At 66.7% G+C, this 16567-nt stretch carries 18 protein-coding genes and 1 tRNA gene; 12 read left to right on the top strand and 7 right to left on the bottom strand.

Annotated features, from left to right (window positions below; all coding sequences use genetic code 11):
* Nucleotide 1: 1 nt before the first annotated feature.
* From ACP693_RS03220 to ACP693_RS03205, 4 genes are all read left to right on the top strand, one after another.
* Nucleotides 2–142: a hypothetical protein gene (locus ACP693_RS03220; protein ID WP_426019056.1), complete on the top strand. Its 141-nt coding sequence runs from the start codon at nucleotides 2–4 to the stop codon at nucleotides 140–142.
* A 3-nt stretch (nucleotides 143–145) separates the two neighbouring features.
* The gene (locus ACP693_RS03215) at nucleotides 146–511 is read left to right on the top strand and encodes a hypothetical protein (RefSeq protein ID WP_426019059.1); all 366 of its coding nucleotides are present in this window, start codon (nucleotides 146–148) and stop codon (nucleotides 509–511) included.
* Between the two features lie 241 nt (nucleotides 512–752).
* Nucleotides 753–1082, top strand: coding sequence for a hypothetical protein (locus tag ACP693_RS03210; RefSeq protein WP_409733565.1), 330 nt, complete (start codon nucleotides 753–755; stop codon nucleotides 1080–1082).
* On the top strand, nucleotides 1079–1603 hold the full coding sequence (locus tag ACP693_RS03205; RefSeq protein ID WP_426019062.1) for a hypothetical protein: 525 nt from the start codon (nucleotides 1079–1081) through the stop codon (nucleotides 1601–1603). The genes ACP693_RS03210 and ACP693_RS03205 overlap by 4 nt, the downstream gene beginning before the upstream one ends.
* 295 nt (nucleotides 1604–1898) lie before the next feature.
* On the opposite strand, the gene ACP693_RS03200 is transcribed toward ACP693_RS03205, so the two are convergent.
* Nucleotides 1899–2189 carry a hypothetical protein gene (locus ACP693_RS03200; RefSeq protein ID WP_426019065.1) on the bottom strand — a complete coding sequence of 97 codons (291 nt, stop codon included), beginning with the start codon at nucleotides 2187–2189 and terminating at the stop codon, nucleotides 1899–1901.
* Between the two features lie 273 nt (nucleotides 2190–2462).
* On the opposite strand from ACP693_RS03200, the gene ACP693_RS03195 reads away from it, so the two are divergent.
* From ACP693_RS03195 to ACP693_RS03185, 3 genes are read left to right on the top strand one after another with little or no spacing between them, the layout of a single operon-like run.
* Complete coding sequence (locus ACP693_RS03195) at nucleotides 2463–3038, top strand: TIGR02594 family protein (protein ID WP_426019068.1); 576 nt, start codon at nucleotides 2463–2465, stop codon at nucleotides 3036–3038.
* Nucleotides 3035–3469 carry a hypothetical protein gene (locus ACP693_RS03190; protein ID WP_426019071.1) on the top strand — a complete coding sequence of 145 codons (435 nt, stop codon included), beginning with the start codon at nucleotides 3035–3037 and terminating at the stop codon, nucleotides 3467–3469. Before ACP693_RS03195 ends, ACP693_RS03190 begins: the two co-directional genes overlap by 4 nt.
* Complete coding sequence (locus tag ACP693_RS03185) at nucleotides 3466–3774, top strand: hypothetical protein (RefSeq protein WP_426019074.1); 309 nt, start codon at nucleotides 3466–3468, stop codon at nucleotides 3772–3774. Before ACP693_RS03190 ends, ACP693_RS03185 begins: the two co-directional genes overlap by 4 nt.
* A gap of 232 nt (nucleotides 3775–4006) precedes the next feature.
* Here the strand turns inward: ACP693_RS03185 and ACP693_RS03180 are convergent, their stop codons facing one another.
* Together ACP693_RS03180 and ACP693_RS03175 are read right to left on the bottom strand one after the other, a co-directional pair.
* The gene (locus ACP693_RS03180; protein WP_426019077.1) at nucleotides 4007–4441 is read right to left on the bottom strand and encodes a hypothetical protein; all 435 of its coding nucleotides are present in this window, start codon (nucleotides 4439–4441) and stop codon (nucleotides 4007–4009) included.
* On the bottom strand, nucleotides 4438–4707 hold the full coding sequence (locus ACP693_RS03175) for a hypothetical protein (protein ID WP_426019080.1): 270 nt from the start codon (nucleotides 4705–4707) through the stop codon (nucleotides 4438–4440). The genes ACP693_RS03180 and ACP693_RS03175 overlap by 4 nt, the downstream gene beginning before the upstream one ends.
* Nucleotides 4708–4877: 170 nt before the next feature.
* On the opposite strand from ACP693_RS03175, the gene ACP693_RS03170 reads away from it, so the two are divergent.
* Nucleotides 4878–5738: a DNA adenine methylase gene (locus tag ACP693_RS03170; protein WP_426019083.1), complete on the top strand. Its 861-nt coding sequence runs from the start codon at nucleotides 4878–4880 to the stop codon at nucleotides 5736–5738.
* 139 nt (nucleotides 5739–5877) lie between these two features.
* On the opposite strand, the gene ACP693_RS03165 is transcribed toward ACP693_RS03170, so the two are convergent.
* Nucleotides 5878–5954: transfer RNA gene (locus ACP693_RS03165), tRNA-Met, on the bottom strand.
* Between the two features lie 185 nt (nucleotides 5955–6139).
* Between ACP693_RS03165 and ACP693_RS03160 the strand changes: the two genes are divergently transcribed.
* The 4 genes from ACP693_RS03160 to ACP693_RS03145 all read left to right on the top strand — a co-directional run bounded on the left by ACP693_RS03160 (nucleotide 6140) and on the right by ACP693_RS03145 (nucleotide 11303).
* Nucleotides 6140–7375 (top strand): PQQ-dependent sugar dehydrogenase, encoded by a 1236-nt coding sequence (locus ACP693_RS03160; protein ID WP_426019086.1) that lies wholly within the window; start codon nucleotides 6140–6142, stop codon nucleotides 7373–7375.
* Between the two features lie 56 nt (nucleotides 7376–7431).
* Nucleotides 7432–7653 (top strand): hypothetical protein, encoded by a 222-nt coding sequence (locus tag ACP693_RS03155; protein ID WP_425986559.1) that lies wholly within the window; start codon nucleotides 7432–7434, stop codon nucleotides 7651–7653.
* Between the two features lie 240 nt (nucleotides 7654–7893).
* Nucleotides 7894–9099, top strand: a complete 1206-nt coding sequence (locus ACP693_RS03150) for an acetyl-CoA C-acetyltransferase (RefSeq protein WP_426019088.1) — start codon at nucleotides 7894–7896, stop codon at nucleotides 9097–9099.
* Nucleotides 9100–9110: 11 nt separating this feature from the next.
* Nucleotides 9111–11303, top strand: coding sequence for a 3-hydroxyacyl-CoA dehydrogenase NAD-binding domain-containing protein (locus ACP693_RS03145; protein WP_426019091.1), 2193 nt, complete (start codon nucleotides 9111–9113; stop codon nucleotides 11301–11303).
* A 411-nt stretch (nucleotides 11304–11714) separates the two neighbouring features.
* On the opposite strand, the gene recA is transcribed toward ACP693_RS03145, so the two are convergent.
* From recA to ACP693_RS03130, 3 genes are all read right to left on the bottom strand, one after another.
* Nucleotides 11715–12797 carry a recombinase RecA gene (recA, locus tag ACP693_RS03140; protein WP_425986566.1) on the bottom strand — a complete coding sequence of 361 codons (1083 nt, stop codon included), beginning with the start codon at nucleotides 12795–12797 and terminating at the stop codon, nucleotides 11715–11717.
* A 169-nt stretch (nucleotides 12798–12966) separates the two neighbouring features.
* Entirely contained in the window at nucleotides 12967–14607 is a 1641-nt protein-coding gene (locus ACP693_RS03135) for an MHYT domain-containing protein (protein ID WP_426019094.1), read from the bottom strand.
* Between the two features lie 81 nt (nucleotides 14608–14688).
* Nucleotides 14689–16542, bottom strand: a complete 1854-nt coding sequence (locus tag ACP693_RS03130) for a M20/M25/M40 family metallo-hydrolase (RefSeq protein WP_426019098.1) — start codon at nucleotides 16540–16542, stop codon at nucleotides 14689–14691.
* Nucleotides 16543–16567: the final 25 nt, after the last annotated feature.

The following is a 16567-nucleotide window of genomic DNA, read 5'->3' as shown; positions in this document are numbered from 1 at the left end:
CATGGAAGCGATCCTCGCTGTCCTGTTCGTCGCCGCTGTCGTCAGCGTCGCCATCTACGCCTTCACCCGGAAACCCAAGCCGTCGGGCGCTGTTCGCCCGCGCGGTCCACAATCGCCCGCCAAGCCGCGCGGGGAGGACTGAGTCATGCCCACTGAAAAAACCGATGCTGAAAAAGTCGCGCTTGCCGAGGCCATGATGGCCGAAGCCGCCGCTCTGGTGAAAGCTGCGCGCCTGCCGTCCGCCCAGGCGGCTTTGGACGTTCTGACCGGACCCAAGTGTCAGGCGTTTTTGGCTGCGCTCAAGGCCGCTGTGGACGCCAGCGCAGACGACCTGGCGCGCCCTGCCGGCTCGACTGGCGAAGAAGGCACGAAACAGATGCTGCAGCGCATCTTTACGGTTTGGGAAAACACGCTGGCGGTGGCCCAGAAGCGGGTGGCGAGCTTGCAGCCCGCGCCCCCGCCCGCTGATCCCGAGGCCGTCCCGGTCACCCCGGCGCCCGCCGAAGCCTAGAGGTCTTTGGCAGGCCCGTTCGGCTCGTCCGGTTCGCCGTCGGCGTCCCTGTCGGTGATCTCGCGAGGCTTTCGCCAGCTCTCGAAGCTGCCTGACACCGCGAACAGAGCGCCAGCCAAGACGACGGCGCCAATGAAAAGCCAGATAAGTTCCATGGGGTGCAAGCGCTCCATGGAACTGACGGGTTCCCCAAGCCGCCCAACGGCTGTTCCACCACGGCCTGACTATCGGAGGGGCGGATATGATTGACCCGCGCGAAATCCCCGCGTTCTGGGGCCTGTGCGGCGGCCTGCTGTCGGGCGCTGTGGGGCTGGTGACGGCCTATTCCGCCAAGGCGGGCAACCCGGTCGCCCAGCGGCGCGCCTGGTTGCACCTGGGCCTCGGCATAGTCGCCGGCCCCATCGTCGCCGAGGCCCTGACCCAAGGCGTAATCCTCGCCGTCGTGCCGGTCCTCGACATGCGCGGTGTTGCCCTGTCGCTGGGCTGGATGGTGGCGAATGATCCGCGCGCCCTCTTCGACACCCTGACCCGCGTGGTGCGGGCCGTCTTCAACCAGGAGCCTCAGCGATGAACGCTCACGTGCTGATGGTGCTCTATACGGGCATCACCTTCGTCTCGGCCGGCGCATGCCTGCTGGAAATCTGCCGGCTGCTCGGAAAGACTTATGAGACGAAGGCCTCGGCCTCGATGCTCTGGCGATGCCTGCACTTCGTCGCGGCCGTGATCCTGTTCGGATACGGCTGCATGGTCCTGTTCCCCGGCAAGGCGCTACAGGTCCAGCACATGAGCATCGGCCTGCCGCTGGTCGGGACGGTGATCATCGTGTCCGCCCTGGCCTATCTCGACCATGTCATGGGTGAGCGGGAGCCGCCGCCGTGGAGTCATCAGTTCATTCAGCTATTGGTCCTGCTGGGCATGGACGGCCTGTCCCGCCGCGCCGCCTTCATGCTGCCGCCCGCTGCTGTCGGCGATGGCGCGCCGCCCGAAGACGACGGCAAGCGCGGGCTTCGTCTTCTGGTCCTGAGCGGCGCCATAGCCGTCATCGCAGGGATCGCCGGCTTCATCCTAACGAACAGCGCCGGCGCCGTCTGACGAGCCCGGTTCGTCTCAGCCGGGAGCCCATCGCGTGATCAGATAGACGCCGCCTGCAACGACCGCCCAAGCGGCGAGGCTGGCGACGACCAGGGCGATCACCCGCACCTTGCCCGACCACTTCGTTCAGGCGCGCCCCATAGCGGGCTTCCGTTGTCAGGCTTCATCGGCATGGCGGCGACCTAAGCACATGCGAACGCCGTTCGCATCCCACCCACACAATCCGGAGACTGCCATGTCATTCGCCACAGCATCTCGCGTCGGGATCATATCGCCTGTCGTTCAGGGTAACATCTCACTTCACGCCCAAGGCATTGAGTTCATCTTGAGAGATGAAGCTGATCTCTTTGATCCCCAAGGGGCCGTCATAAATGAAGCGAGTAGATTTCAGGAAGTGTCGTCCGAGGATCATCTGAAAAACTGAACTCGGCGTGATCGCGTTTGAGAGCAGTACGCCAGCTCGTATGAAGATGTCGGCAGGTGGGAAAAACAGCGTCACTTCGTGGGTGGTGACCCGCTCCACGGTGCCAAGAGCGGTGTGATTAAATGACTGGACAGCGGGTCCACACCCTTGGGCGAACTGCATGGAGAGGACGCTGTAGTCCGCGCCAGTGTCAATCAGCGCCCAAGTGTCCCGCAACCCACTGACGTGAACCTGCCCGCCTTCGAACCTTGGGGCCTGCCAGCTGAACCTAACTCGGACCAACGGAAGAGCTGAAAACGCGTCGCTCGACGGCAGGCCCTGAGCGGTCAGGTGGACGACGGGTGCAGTCAGAGCAGCCTCAGACACGTACGACTTTGTAGTTGGCGGCATTATTACTCTCCCGCATGGCCGCGAACGCGGTCCGTAGCTCACTTATTGAGCGACATCTCGCCACCTCGCGTCAACACCCTCACAATCTGGAGACTGACCATGGCCTCGAAAGAGCCTGCCTGGCTGGCGTTCGCCCGCCAGCAAATCGGCGTGCGTGAAATCGTCGGACCCAAACACAGCCCGGTCATCATGGGCTGGATTAAGGAGTTGGGTGCGAAGGTGCTCGGCATCACCGTCAACGACGACGAAACCCCGTGGTGCGGGACGTTTATGGCGCTGGTCATGAAGCGGTCGGGATTGACTGCGCCTGCGATCGCCGTCCGCGCCGCCTCGTGGGGACGCGCCGGCGCATGGGGCCGCGAACTGATCGGTCCGCGCCTGGGCTGCATCATGGTCTTCACGCGCGCGGGCGGCGGGCATGTCGGCCTCTATCTCGGCGAGGACGCCACCCACTTCCACATCCTCGGCGGCAACCAGACCAACAGCGTCAGCATCACGCGCATCGCAAAGGAGCGGCTCGCTGACGGCGGGATGCGCTGGCCCAAGGGTCCAGCCCTGCCGCCCGTGCAGGTCATCCGCCTGAAGGCCTCGGGTGCGCCTGTGACGGTGAATGAGGCATGAGCGCCGCCCTCGCCCTCATCACCTCCCGCCTTGGCCTCGGGATCATCTGCGGCGTCCTGATCCTGGCGTCCGTCACCGCCTCCTACCAATGGGGCGTGACGCACCGGGACATGGTCCGTGAAGAGCAGCGGGCCAACGGCCTATGGTCGGACATCAACGCCCCGAATGTCGGCTACAAGGACCGCCTGACCATGTGCGGAGCCAACCTCGCCGGTGCACAGTCGGCGCTGGCCCGGCAGAACCAGGCGGTCGATGACCTGAAGGCCGCGAGCGACGCCGCCGCCGTTCGAGCGCAGGCCGCCGTCAATGCCGCCCAGGCCCGCGCCACGGCCGCTCAGCAACGTGCTCAGCAACTGCTACTCGAAACACCTCTCCCCGGCGAAACCCGCTGCGAAGCGGCCGACCGGCTTATCCTGGAGCAAGTCCGATGAACCGCGCCCTGATCCTGTCCGTCCTGCTGCTGGCCAGCTGCAACACTACGTCGAAGGTCGCGCCTGAGCCGGTCGTTCAGATCGTTGAGGTGAAGGTGCCGGTCGCGGTCGCCTGCAGCCCCGACATTGGGCCAGAGCCGGCCTATGTGGACACGCCCGAGGCCATCGCCATGGCGCCAGACATCTTCGCGCGAACGGTGCTGCTGATCGCCGGCCGGGTCCAGCGGATCGCGCGGGATGATGTAAAGACGGCGGCGCTGGATGAGTGTCGCCGCCCGCCGGCCGTGCCGCCCCGACCGGGCTAGGCGATTTCTTTGCAGATCGTGTAAACAAATCCCGATTTGCAGAAAGTGCAAAACAGCGTCGAGCCTTCAGGCTTCGCATATCAGAAGCCCCGCTCTCTTCGGAGGGCGGGGCTTTTGTCGTCTCTCGGACTCTCGGAACTGCGATGGCCCTGCATGGTTGTGGAGCCGGAGCCGGCCTCAGGGGTGACGGCCCGGCAAATGCGTCACTCCGTGCGACGGGCGGTCTACTCTCCTAGGTAGGGCCGCCTGTCGCTTCTCGGCTCACCGGCCGGATGCCCGCCTTCTCCAGATCCTCGTCAGCGCACATGCCGGTGATGACGCGGCGATGCTCCCATATGTCGGAGCCGACCTCGCTGAGCCAGGCATTCAGCCGCCGCGCCCAGATGATCTGGCCCGGCTCCGCAGTCGAGACGTGAAAGCCTTCTCCGCCCGGATCGCGTTTCGAATAGACCATGACATGCCGGGACTGGCAGGCGCCGCAGTGAAGCGTCGCGGCCCATGCGCTGACCTGGGCGGGCAACCACTTCGTGAACCGGGTGACGATGTCGCGGCCTGAGATATGGGCTTCCCTGCCGCAACCCCTGCACTGAACCACCAACTGATTGCCGCGATGGGGCAGATCGATCATCCGGCCTGAGACGCCCGAGAGGTAGGGCGCGCCGGTCATCGCCGCGAGAGGCGGGCCGCCAGCATGTGGGTCTCGTGCGCTGTCATCTTGGCGAACTGGCCCATACCCAGCGCGAGGGCGGCGCTGACCAGCCGGTCGTTCTCTTCCTTGGACACATAGGCGACGTTTGATCCCGGCCCCGGCTTCGCCGGCAGGCTGGGGTGTGGCGGCGGATTTGGCACTGTGCGCGAAGCCAGCTCGGCCTCCAGCTGCATCAACTCCGACAGCGGCATGGGTCGTGACGAACCCGGTTTGTCGTTCGGCATACCCTCACTCCTCTTCATTCCGTCCCCGTCCGGGGCGGGATCGGCGCGTTGCAGCGCGTCGATCTGCGGGCGTTCCCCCGCACGACCAGGACTGATCGGCCGCTCGGCTGATCGCCGCCCCCGCTCACGCGAGCCGGGGACTCCTACTCGTGCAGAAGGCGACTCCGCAAATGAATTGTTCTCGTAATGTTCTCATTGTCGATCAGCGACCCGTCGCGCCGTGTGAGCCACCCACGGCCTGGCTGGGCGGCAAGCGTCATCTGGCGCGACGCATCTGCGGCGTGCTGGCCGCCACGCCCCATGACGCTTACTGCGAGCCGTTCATCGGCATGGGCGGCGTCTTCCTGCGCCGGCGTGTCCGACCGGCCGTCGAGGTCATCAACGACCTCAGCGGCGACGTGGTCACCCTGTTCCGGGTGGCGCAGCGATTCCCCGACGCCCTGATCCGTGAGCTGGCATGGCGGCCGGCGGCGCGGGCGGAGTTCGAGCGGATTCGCGAGACGCCGGCCGGGGATCTGCTGGACATCGAGAGGGCCGCCCGGTTTCTGTATCTCCAGACGCTGGGCTTCGGCGGCAAGGTCGCCGGTCGGTCGTATGGCGTCAGCCCCACCAGCCCCCACAATTTCGACCTGACGAAGATCGAGCCGCGCCTGCGCCAGCTGCACGACCGCATGGCGGGCGTCGTGATCGAGAACCTGGACTGGCTGGCCTTCATCACCCGCTACGATCGCGCCGGCAGCCTCTTCTATCTGGACCCGCCCTATTGGGGCGGTGAAGCCGACTACGGCGCCGCCATGTTCTCCCGCGACGACTTCCAGCGGATGGCCGACAAGCTGCAAGGGATCGAGGGTCGGTTCCTGCTCTCGATTAACGACCGGCCGGAGATCCGCGAGATGTTCGCCTGGGCCGACATTGAGGCCGTGAAGACGACCTACTCGGTCCAGGGCGGCAATGCGCCAGGTGCGGCCGAACTGCTGATCGCGAAAGGGGTCAACTTGGCCTCGGCTGCGCCTCAGGCCTCGCTCCTGTGAGAACAGCCTGCGAACATCCTCCGGGACTATTCCGGGACTTTCTCTCCCGAACCGGGACTTTCGTTCCCTTTTGGTCCCCGCCGTCAGCGCCAGCCGTTGCGCCTTCTCGGGTTCAACCGCCTGAATATGAATAGGAAAGTGGTGACTGGAGGCGGGATCGAACCGCCGACCTGTGGGTTATGAATCCACCGCTCTAACCATCTGAGCTACCCAGTCCCGGGCCTGCGCGAGGCCGACGGCCAGCGCGAAAGAGGCGTGCCTATATCGCCGTCGGGCGCGCGGTTCAAGTCGTCTCGGTGCAGATCGTGCGGCGATAGGGCGCAAGACGCCGCAGGGCCGGAACGGTAACGCTGGCGTCGCCGTTCCAGAACCAACGCCTGTTTCCCATCGGAGCCTTCGCCATGCGCCTGATCGTCGCCGCCGCCTCGACGTCCCTGCTTGTCCTCGCCGCCGCCTGCGGCGCGAACGGCGAAAGCGCAAACGCTCCACCCCAGGCCGGCGCGCCGCTGGAGACCCGCCCGGCCAACAACCCCGATCAGCAGCCGGCCTTCGTCGGACAGACGCGCGCGCCGGGCGTCAAGACGGAACAGGCGATGACCCACACGGTGGTCGCCTCTGGCCTGGTTCATCCCTGGGGACTGGCGGCTATGCCCGACGGTCGCTGGCTGGTGACGGAGAAACCCGGCCGCCTGCGCATCATCACCGCCCAGGGCCAGATCAGCGAGCCGGTCGCCGGCCTCCCCGCCGTCGACGCCCGCGGCCAGGGCGGCCTGCTGGACGTGATCGTCGGTCCCGACTTCGCCCAGGACCGGATGATCTACTGGAGCTATTCCGAACCGCGCGAGGGCGGCAACGCCACCTCGGTCGCCCGCGCGCGTCTGTCGGACGACGGCGCGCGCGTGGAGAACGTCCAGGTCATCTTCCGCGCCTTGCCCGTTTATGATGGCGACAAACATTTCGGCTCGGCCCTAGCGTTTGCGCCGGACGGCAAGCTGTTCATCACCTTGGGCGAACGCTCGGACCGGCCGATGCGGCCCCAGGCCCAAGACCTGGGCTCGCACATGGGCAAGACGATCCGCATCAACGCCGACGGCTCCGTGCCCCAGGACAATCCCTTCGTCGGCCGCGCCGGCGCCCTGCCCGAGATTTGGAGCCTGGGCCACCGCAACGCCCAGGGGATCGCCGTCCAGCCGGGAACCGGCGCGATCTGGACCATCGAACACGGCACGCGCGGCGGTGATGAGGTCAATCTGGACAAGCCGGGCCTGAACTACGGATGGCCCAACGCGGCTTACGGCGTGGAATACGCCGGCGGTCAGATCAACAGCGGCGCCACCCAGGCGCCGGGCACAGAACAGCCGGTCTATTATTGGGACCCCGTCATCGCACCGGGCGGGGCAACCTTCTATCAGGGCGGCATGTTCCCCGGCTGGGACGGAAACCTGCTGGTCGCGGGGCTGAAGGAAAAGCACATCTCCCGTCTGGTGGTCCAGAACGATCGCGTGGTCGGCGAGGAGCGTCTGCTGACGGATCTGGGCGAACGCGTCCGCGACGTGGCGGTTGGATCGGACGGCGCAGTCTGGGCCATCACCGACGAGGAGAACGGCAAGCTGGTCAGGCTGGCGGCGACGCAGTAGTCTTTCGACGCCGGGGGGCGACAAGGAGCGCATCGGCGCTCAGGGAGCACCGAGCCATGCGTATCCTCATTCTCTCCGCCGCGATCAGCCTGCCCTTGCTGGCGGCCTGCGGCACCACGGGCGGCGTCAACAGCTACCAGAAGGACATGGACGCGCTGGAGGCGGAATGCACCCGCAGCCAGGGCATCCTGACGCCGACTGGCCTGCAGACCGGCCGTCCCCAGACGGACTACGTCTGCAAGATCACCGGCGGTGCGACCCGCATTCCGCCGCGCTGACGGAACGCGAGCGGGCTTGGCTATTGCGCCGGCCCGCTCGCCAGCGGCGTCGAAAGCCCTCCTGATCGAAAAAACACAGGCCCCTTGGCGCGGCATCACGCGGCTTATTACTTGACGTTGACGTAAACGTAGGGTTCTTGGCGTCCACGCTTGGAACCGCCCTGCCCCCATGTCGCCAACCGCCCATTCCTTTCAAAAGGGGGCGGTGAGCATGGGGGCCACAGATGGAGACGCACTCCCATGGCTGACGCCTATATCTACGACGCCGTCCGCACCCCGCGCGGCAAGGGCAAGAAGGACGGCTCGCTGCACGAGATCACCGGTCTCAGCCTGGCGACCCAGGTGCTGGAGGCCCTGCGCGACCGCAACGATCTGGACACGTCCAAGGTCGATGACGTCATCCTGGGCTGCGTCACGCCCGTGGGCGAACTCGGCGCCGACATCGCCCGCACGGCGGTGCTCTCGGCCGGCTGGTCGCAATATACGGCCGGCGTTCAGGTCAACCGCTTCTGCGCCTCGGGCCTGGAAGCCGTGAACATGGCCACGGCCAAGGTGAAGTCCGGCGAGGCCGACTTCGCCGTCGGCGGCGGCGTCGAGGTCATGAGCCGCGTGCCCATGGGTTCGGACATGGGCGCCTGGCCCACCGACCCGTCCTCGGCATTCCCGACCTATTTCGTGCCGCAGGGCGTGTCGGCGGACATGATCGCCACGAAGTACGGCTTCAGCCGCGACGACGTGGACGCCTATTCGGTCGAGAGCCACAAGCGCGCCGCCAAGGCCTGGGCCGAGGGCCGGTTCAAGAATTCGGTCATCGGCGTCAAGGACCAGCTGGGCCTGACCATCCTGGACCATGACGAGACCATTCGTCCGAACACGGACATGCAGACCCTGGGCGGCCTGAACCCCTCCTTCGCCATGATGGGCGAGATGGCCTTCGACAGCGTGATCAACCAACGCTACCCCGAGGTCGAGCGCGTCAACCACGTCCACACCCCCGGCAACTCGTCCGGCATCGTCGACGGTTCGGCCGGGGTGCTGATCGGTTCGCTGGAAGCCGGCCAGGCCCTGGGTCTGAAGCCGCGCGCCAAGATCCTGGGCGGCGCCTCGATCGGCTCCGAGCCGTCGATCATGCTGACCGGCCCGGAATATGTGACGCGCAAACTGCTGGGCAAGCTGGGCATGACGCCCGACGACATCGACGTGTGGGAGCTGAACGAGGCCTTCGCCGCCGTCGTGCTTCGCTACATGCAGGCCCTGAACATCGACCACGCCAAGATGAATGTGAACGGCGGCGGCATCTCGATGGGCCACCCCCTGGGCGCCACCGGCGCCATGATCACCGGCATCGCCCTGGACGAGCTGGAACGCTCGAACAAGTCGACGGCCCTGATCACCCTGTGCATCGGCGGCGGCATGGGCACCGCCACCGTCATCGAACGCGTCTGAGGATCACACCCATGGAAAACTTCAAGATCGACGTCGACGCCGACGGCATCGCCCTGGTCACCTTCGACGTGCCGGGTCGTTCGATGAACACCCTGACCTCTTCGGTGATGACGGAAATCCCCGAACTGGTCGAACGCATCAAGACCGACGACGCCATCAAGGGCGCGGTCATCACCTCGGGCAAGGCGTCGGGCTTCTGCGCGGGCGCAGACCTGGGCGACATGGCCGGCGGCGTCCTGTCGGGCGGCGGCGACCTGCAGAAGGCGTTTGACGCCGGCTGGAAGCTGAACGGCGCCTTCCGCGCGCTGGAAACCTCGGGCAAGCCGATCGCGGCCGCGATCAACGGCCTGGCCCTGGGCGGCGGGCTGGAGTTCACCTTGGCCTGCCATTATCGCGTGGTCGAGAACGACAACAAGATCCAGCTGGGCCTGCCCGAGATCAAGGTCGGCCTCTTCCCCGGCGGCGGCGGCACCCAGCGCCTGACCCGTCTGGTCGGCGTCCAGAACGCCATGATGGCCATGAGCGAGGGCAAGTCCTTCCGCCCCAATGACGCCAAGGGCGCCGGCATCGTCCATGAGGTGGTCGAAAAGGGCCAGTCGGTCGAGGCCGCCAAGACCTGGATCAAGAACGGCGGCAAGGCCGTCCAGCCGTGGGACGACAAGTCGTTCAAACTGCCCGGCGGCGGTCCCTATCACCCGGCCGGCATCCAGAACTTCATGGTCGGCAACGCCATGCTGCGCAAACAGTCCTACGGCAACTATCCGGCCGTGGTGAACCTGATGAAGGCCGTTTACGAAGGCGCCCAGGTGCCGATGGACGCGGCCCTGCGCATCGAGACCCGCTATTTCATCAAGACCCTGATGACGCCGCAGGCCCAGGCCATGATCCGCTCGCTGTTCCTGTCCAAGCAGGAACTGGACAAGGGCGCCGTGCGTCCGGCCGGCGTGCCCAAGTCGGACGCGAAGAAAGTCACCGTGATCGGCGCAGGCATGATGGGCGCAGGCATCGCCTATGTTCAGGTCATGGCTGGTATCGAGACCGTGCTGATCGACCAGACCCAGGAAGCCGCCGACAGGGGCAAGGCCCATGTCGAGGAGCTGCTGAAGAAGCGTCTGTCGCGCGGTCAGATGACCCAAGACAAGTATGACGCGACCCTGGCCCTGGTCACGGCCACGACCGACTATGACCACATCAAGGGCTCGGACCTCGTGGTCGAGGCCGTGTTCGAAAGCCGCGAGATCAAGGCCGACGTGACCAAGCGCGCCGAGGCCCAACTGGTCGAGGGCGCCGTCTTCGGCTCCAACACCTCGACCCTGCCAATCACGGGCCTGGCCGAGGCCTCGGTCCGTCCCGAGGACTTCATCGGCATCCACTTCTTCTCGCCCGTCGACAAGATGATGCTGGTCGAGATCATCCTGGGCGAAAAGACGGGTCAGGCCGCCATCGCCAAGGCGCTGGACTATGTGCTGAAGATCAAGAAGACGCCGATCGTCGTCAACGACAGCCGCGGCTTCTACACCTCGCGCTGTTTCTCCACCTTCCTGATGGAAGGCATGGCGATGCTGGAAGAGGGCTACGGCCCGGCCCTGATCGACAATGTCGGTCGCATGACCGGCATGCCGCGCGGCCCGCTGGAGATGCACGACGACGTCGCCCTGGACCTGTCCTACAAGATCGCCAAACAGACCAAGGCCGACCTCGGCGACAAATACGTCGCTAACGAGGGTGAGCAGATCGTCGCCACCATGGTCGAGGGTGGACGGTTCGGCCGAAAGAACGGCAAGGGCTTCTACGATTACGACCAGAAGCCCAAGACCCTGTGGGCGGGCCTGGCCGACCTCGCGCCGACCACCAAGAGCATCGACAAGCCCGAGGAGGCCACCGCCTTTGCGCAGATCGACGAGCTGAAGACACGCCTGCTGTATCGCCAGGCCGTCGAAGTCGCCCGCTGCTGGGCTGAGGGCGTCATTGACGACCCGCGTGAAGCCGACCTGGGCGCCATCCTGGGCTGGGGCTTCGCGCCCTGGACCGGCGGCCCGATCAGCATGATCGACGGCATCGGCCTGGCCAAGTTCGTCGAGACGGCGGACCGCTTGGCCGCGACCTACGGCGACCGCTTCAAGGTCCCGCAGCTGCTTCGTGATATGGCCGCCAAGAACGAGACCTTCTACGGCAAGTTCGCCCCGGAGAAGGCCGCCGCCTGATCGGCTGCGGATATCGTTGAACGGCGAAACGGGCGGCCTTCAGGCCGCCCGTTTTCGTTTGGCCAGCCCACCATTCCGCTCATCCCGGCGAAAGCCGGGACCCAGAGCTTTAGGCGATCGGCTCATCCTCTGCCCCCGATTATTCGATCCAACGCACTGCCGAGCGACAGACCTGGGTCCCGGCTTTCGCCGGGATAAGCGGGTATCTGAATCCGGCCTCAAGTCGCGCGAACGCGCGATAGGCCACAAAAGAAAGACCCGCCCGACACGAGGTCGAGCGGGTCGCTCCGCCGCCCTTCGCGGGGTCGGTGGCGGGTCGCTGGGGGCGACGGAGTAGGGTGAAAAGACCGGGCCGCCGCCGGAGCGAACCCGAAAAGGTCCGCCCCGGCCGCCCAGCCTCTTGTCTTTGCGTCAGCCTTCGAGATCCTGACCTTCGTCCGGCTCGGGCGTGCCCAGCAGTTCGTCGGCGATCTTGTTGGTCGAGGCCCGCACCGCCTTCTCGATCGAGGCGGCGATGTCGGGGTTCTGTTTCAGAAACTCGCGCACATTCTCGCGGCCCTGACCGATCCGAGTCGAGTCATAGCTGAACCAGCTGCCCGACTTCTCGATGATCCCGGCCTTGACGCCCAAGTCGATGATCTCGCCCAGTTTGGAGATGCCCTCGCCGTACATGATGTCGAAGATGACCTCGCGGAACGGCGGGGCGACCTTGTTCTTGACCACCTTGACCCGGGTGGTGTTGCCGACCACCTCGTCGCGGTTCTTGATCGCGCCGGTGCGGCGGATGTCCAGACGCACCGAGGCGTAGAACTTCAGCGCATTGCCGCCCGTCGTCGTCTCGGGCGAGCCGTACATGACGCCGATCTTGTGACGGATCTGGTTGATGAACAGGACGATGCAGTTCGACTTGGAGATGGACGCCGTCAGCTTGCGCAGCGCCTGGCTCATCAGACGCGCCTGAAGGCCCGGCAGGCTGTCGCCCATCTCGCCCTCGATTTCGGCGCGCGGCGTAAGCGCAGCGACCGAGTCGATGACCACGATGTCCACGGCGCCGGAGCGCACCAGGGTGTCGACGATCTCCAGCGCCTGTTCGCCGGTGTCCGGCTGCGACACCAGCAGGTCGTCCAGATTGACGCCCAGCTTCTGGGCATAGCCCGGATCCAGAGCGTGTTCGGCGTCCACGAAGGCGGCGACGCCGCCGGCCTTCTGAACCTCGGCCACCGTATGCAGGGCCAGGGTGGTCTTGCCCGAGGATTCTGGGCCGAACACCTCGATCACCCGCCCGCGCGGCAGGCCGCCGATGCCGAGCGCCATATCCAGACCCAGCGATCCGGTGGACACCGAGGGGATCACGTCGGCGACCCCGCCCTTGCCCAGTTTCATCACCGAACCCTTGCCGAAGGCGCGATCGATCTGCGCGATCGCCGCCTCCAGGGCGCGTTGCTTGTCGCCGTCGTCCTTGCCCACCAACTTGAGTGCTGCCTGTGAAGCCATTGCCTTCGTCTCCCTTGCCATGATTCCCGTCATTAAGCTTGGGAGAGACCCGCCTGGACCCGCCCCCGTTTCGTGAGGACGACTATGTGCATGGTTTGTTCTGGTTCACAAGATGTTCTCGTCGATCAAAACAAGAACACCGAAAAGCCACGTCCGATATTGACGCAGGCTACAACGGCAATCTCAGGCTGAAGCTGAGACCTTCGGGCAGATAGGCCATAGCCGCCGACCCGCCCAGAGATCGGTTGACGGTAGACTCGATCAGGGCCGAGCCGAAGCCCCGACGCTGTGGCGGCTGCACCTGCGGCCCGCCGCTTTCGACCCAATCCAGCAGAAGGTGACGGTCCGTCACCGACCAATCGACGCGAACGCATCCCGTCGCATTCGCCAGGGCGCCGTATTTCGCGGCGTTCACCGCCAGCTCATGGAACACCATCCCCATCCCCAATGTCTGCTGGGCGTTCAGATCGACGTCGGGGCCGGTCAGGCGCACCTGCTCCTCGGCATAGGGCGCCAGTTCCTGTGCTAGCATGGCGTGCAGATCGACGCGTTCCCAGTTGCCGGCCGTCAGCAGGTTCTGGGTGTTGGACAATGCCAGAAGCCGCGCCTCGAACAGGGTGGTGAAGGTGGCCACGTCCGGCGTCCGCCGGGCGGTCTGTCGGGCGATCGACTGCACCGTCGCCAAGGTGTTCTTGACCCGGTGATTCAGCTCGTTGATCAACAACCACTGCAACCGTTCGCTGTCGGCTAGGGCGGCGAAGGCCTCTCGGCGGTCGGTGATGTCGGTGATCACGCCGGACATCTTTAGGGGCCGCCCCGAGCGACTGCGGATCAACCGCCCGCGCAGATGAATCCATCGGCCGGACCCCGGCAGGAACCATTCCTGATCGTATTCGTCGGTCCCCGCGATGGCCTGTTCCAGCGCCTGGCGATGCTGCGGCAGGTCCTCTGGCGACAGGCGGTCGCCGATTTCACTGGGGCCGAGGCGCTCGGCGGGGTCGATGGACAGGATCTCCCTGGCTCTGCGGGACATGACCGGCGCTTTCATCGGCAGCGTCGCCTCCCAGAAGCCGACGCCTCCGGCGTCCACGGCGGCCAGGACATTGGCCCTCTGGTCCGCCATTGAGGCGCCAACGGCGAGAAACAAAAGGGTGACCGCGCCCGCCGTCACCGCGACCGCCAGCACCACTGGAGAGGCCCCGCCCTCGACCGGCGCCCCGCCGGCGTTGGCGGTCACCGTCAGGGCCGCCATACCGATATGGTGCATGGAGACGATGGCCAACCCCAGGATGACGGCGGCGACGCCGCGCCAGACCCGGTCGCGCTCCTGGCGGGCGGCGATCAGGGCGGCATAGGCGGCGACCACGGCGACGACCACCGACAAGGCGACCAGCCCCGGCCGATAGGTCAGGGTCGCATTCAGCCGCATCGCGGCCATGCCGACATAGTGCATGGCGACGATCGCGCCGCCCATCAACAGCGCCGCCGGCGCCAGTCGCCATGCTGCGGGCCCTGCCGTCCCCGCCGCCAGAAAGGCCGCCGCCGTGCCGGCCGTCGCCAGCAGGAACGAGACCAGCGTCAGGCCGGCGTCATAGGAAACCGGCTCCTCGACATGGAAACCCAGCATGGCGAGGAAATGCATCGACCAGATGCTGACGCCCAGAGCCAGGGCCGCGACGCCCAGCCAGCGCAATCGCGCCGCGCCCAGGTGGCTGCGGGTCCGATTGAACAGGTCCAGAGCCGTCCACGCGCCCAGGATCGCAATCGCCAGCGACAGGACGGTGAACGGATTGACGTATGCGTGGTGCAAGCGCGCCTGGGCTCCGGAAGAAAAACAGCCGCACCCATAACCCGGATCGATGACCCCTACGACCCGGAAATCACGGCGGCGTCAGGAGACGAACCGGGCCGCCAGCGCCACGGCGCAGCCCGTCAGCAGGCCGGCGGAGGCGAGCAAGCTAACTACCCGCACCTCGCCTGCCGATGTCGGCGCCAGCGGCCGGGCCGTCAGCACCACCAACAGGGCGATCAGGCCCAAGGCTCCGGGCAGGTCCATCCCGACGCCCAGAAACACGCCATGCCCCTGAACCAGCAGCCATCCGCCCACGACCACGGTTGCGACCGCCGCCGGGATCAGGGCGCGCCAGGACGTCAGCCTGGCCCCGATCACGGCCGCGAGTGCTGCAGCGAATGCGGCGATCATTCCGGGCCAGAGGAAGAGGAAGGCCGCCTCGGGCGCTGCGGCCTGGACCAGCCCGCCCAGGATCAGCACCAGCACGATCAGGCCCAGCCAGCCGCCCCAGGTCGTCCGGTCCTCGTCCGAAGGCCACAGGCTCAGCCCCACAGCGACCACCGCCGCCCCGACGACCAGCAGGCTGAACCCGCCGAGAGCCGTCGCAAGCACCGCCGCCGCAGCGACCACCCCGACTATGACCCTTCGGCCGATCCGCCCCCGTCCCCCTGCCGCCACCAGAACCAAGGCGAGCATCGCCAGCGCCACACCGACCTCCAGCACCGGCAGGCGACGAAGCAGAGTGTAGTAGGTCTCTGCCGAATCGACCCGGCCGCCGACCGGTCCGGCCAGCACCCGCACGGCCTGGCCGACGACCACGGCGCTGGCCAGCAGCCACAGCCCGTCCGTCGCGCCCCGCACCACCGACATCGCCCTCAGCCCCGTCGCATGATGCGCGCCCCAGGCGGCGAAGACGGTCGCAAGCCCGGCGGCGATCAGAAGGATCCAGCCGACGACCGGCGGGTGACGCACGACGAACAGGCCGTACACATCGGCATAGACCGCATTCTGCGTCGCCTGAGGCAGGGTCGGCGCGCGCAGGAAGGCGTCGGCGGTCTCCAGCGCCTGCGACCCGATATGCTGAAGACTGCCCTGGTCCAGAGCCTCGGGCGTCGAAGCCGGCGAGTGGTACTGGGCCGGTCGGCCGATGAAGGCCAGGTTGATTCCCGACAGTTCGCGCCCCGCCGCCACCGTGAAATCCGTGCCGTTGGGCATCAGCCGATAGATGAAGATCGCCAGGGCGTTGCTGGACGGGCCGCCGGTCGCCTTGCGCGTCGCCTGGGCGTAGTGGGCGATGGTCTCGGCGTTGCCGGGGCCGGTCTCGAACATCATGGCGCGCCCGCCGCCACCCCGCGCCTCCAGATTGATCACCGCCCCGATGCGGTCGCGCAACGGATGCTCGCTGAAGAAGGCCCGCGCCCCGTCCAGGTTCAACTCCTCGGCATCGGTCAGCAGCACGACCAGCGTCCTGTCCGCCCCGCCCCGCGCCTTGATCGCCCGCACCGCCTCCAGGATCGCCGCGACGCCGCTCGCATCGTCGGCGGCCCCCGGCGAGTTCGGCACGCTGTCGTAATGGGCCATCAGGGCGACGGCGGGCAGGCCGGGATCTCGCCCCGGCAGAACTCCGACGATATTGACGGCTCTCAGCGCTGCGGCGTCGCCGCCGTCCTTCTCGATCCGCGCCACAGCGGCCGGCGACAGGGCGCCGGATTGCAGGCTGGGCTGCAGCCCTAGGGCGGCCAGACGCTGGACCAGATAGGCCTGGACCTGCTGATGTTCGGGCGATCCGACGGGATGGGGCGCGCGGGCGATGAGGCGCACATCGGCCATGGCCCGCTCGGCGGAAAAGCCGATGGCGGGCGTCGAGGCCGGCAGGGGCGCGGGCGTCTGGCTGGCGAAAACGGCCAAGCCTAGGGCGGCGGCCAAGGACGCGAGAAACAGGACCAGCCGCATACTCAAATCCCCCGATCGATCAGGC

The sequence above is a fragment of the Brevundimonas sp. TWP1-3 genome, from assembly GCF_049896085.1.
In the GTDB taxonomy this organism is placed as follows: Bacteria; Pseudomonadota; Alphaproteobacteria; order Caulobacterales; family Caulobacteraceae; genus Brevundimonas.
This window is presented reverse-complemented; position numbering and strand designations above follow the sequence as displayed.

Excerpts from the sequence above, each read along its gene's own strand:
- ACP693_RS03220 (WP_426019056.1), top strand. The coding sequence starts at position 2 with ATGGAAGCGATCCTCGCTGTCCTGTTCGTCGCCGCTGTCGTCAGCGTC.
- ACP693_RS03215 (WP_426019059.1), top strand. The coding sequence starts at position 146 with ATGCCCACTGAAAAAACCGATGCTGAAAAAGTCGCGCTTGCCGAGGCC.
- ACP693_RS03210 (WP_409733565.1), top strand. The coding sequence starts at position 753 with ATGATTGACCCGCGCGAAATCCCCGCGTTCTGGGGCCTGTGCGGCGGC.
- ACP693_RS03205 (WP_426019062.1), top strand. The coding sequence starts at position 1,079 with ATGAACGCTCACGTGCTGATGGTGCTCTATACGGGCATCACCTTCGTC.
- ACP693_RS03200 (WP_426019065.1), bottom strand. The coding sequence starts at position 2,189 with ATGCAGTTCGCCCAAGGGTGTGGACCCGCTGTCCAGTCATTTAATCAC.
- ACP693_RS03190 (WP_426019071.1), top strand. The coding sequence starts at position 3,035 with ATGAGCGCCGCCCTCGCCCTCATCACCTCCCGCCTTGGCCTCGGGATC.
- ACP693_RS03185 (WP_426019074.1), top strand. The coding sequence starts at position 3,466 with ATGAACCGCGCCCTGATCCTGTCCGTCCTGCTGCTGGCCAGCTGCAAC.
- ACP693_RS03180 (WP_426019077.1), bottom strand. The coding sequence starts at position 4,441 with ATGACCGGCGCGCCCTACCTCTCGGGCGTCTCAGGCCGGATGATCGAT.
- ACP693_RS03175 (WP_426019080.1), bottom strand. The coding sequence starts at position 4,707 with ATGCCGAACGACAAACCGGGTTCGTCACGACCCATGCCGCTGTCGGAG.
- ACP693_RS03170 (WP_426019083.1), top strand. The coding sequence starts at position 4,878 with ATGAATTGTTCTCGTAATGTTCTCATTGTCGATCAGCGACCCGTCGCG.
- ACP693_RS03160 (WP_426019086.1), top strand. The coding sequence starts at position 6,140 with ATGCGCCTGATCGTCGCCGCCGCCTCGACGTCCCTGCTTGTCCTCGCC.
- ACP693_RS03155 (WP_425986559.1), top strand. The coding sequence starts at position 7,432 with ATGCGTATCCTCATTCTCTCCGCCGCGATCAGCCTGCCCTTGCTGGCG.
- ACP693_RS03150 (WP_426019088.1), top strand. The coding sequence starts at position 7,894 with ATGGCTGACGCCTATATCTACGACGCCGTCCGCACCCCGCGCGGCAAG.
- ACP693_RS03145 (WP_426019091.1), top strand. The coding sequence starts at position 9,111 with ATGGAAAACTTCAAGATCGACGTCGACGCCGACGGCATCGCCCTGGTC.
- recA (WP_425986566.1), bottom strand. The coding sequence starts at position 12,797 with ATGGCTTCACAGGCAGCACTCAAGTTGGTGGGCAAGGACGACGGCGAC.
- ACP693_RS03130 (WP_426019098.1), bottom strand. The coding sequence starts at position 16,542 with ATGCGGCTGGTCCTGTTTCTCGCGTCCTTGGCCGCCGCCCTAGGCTTG.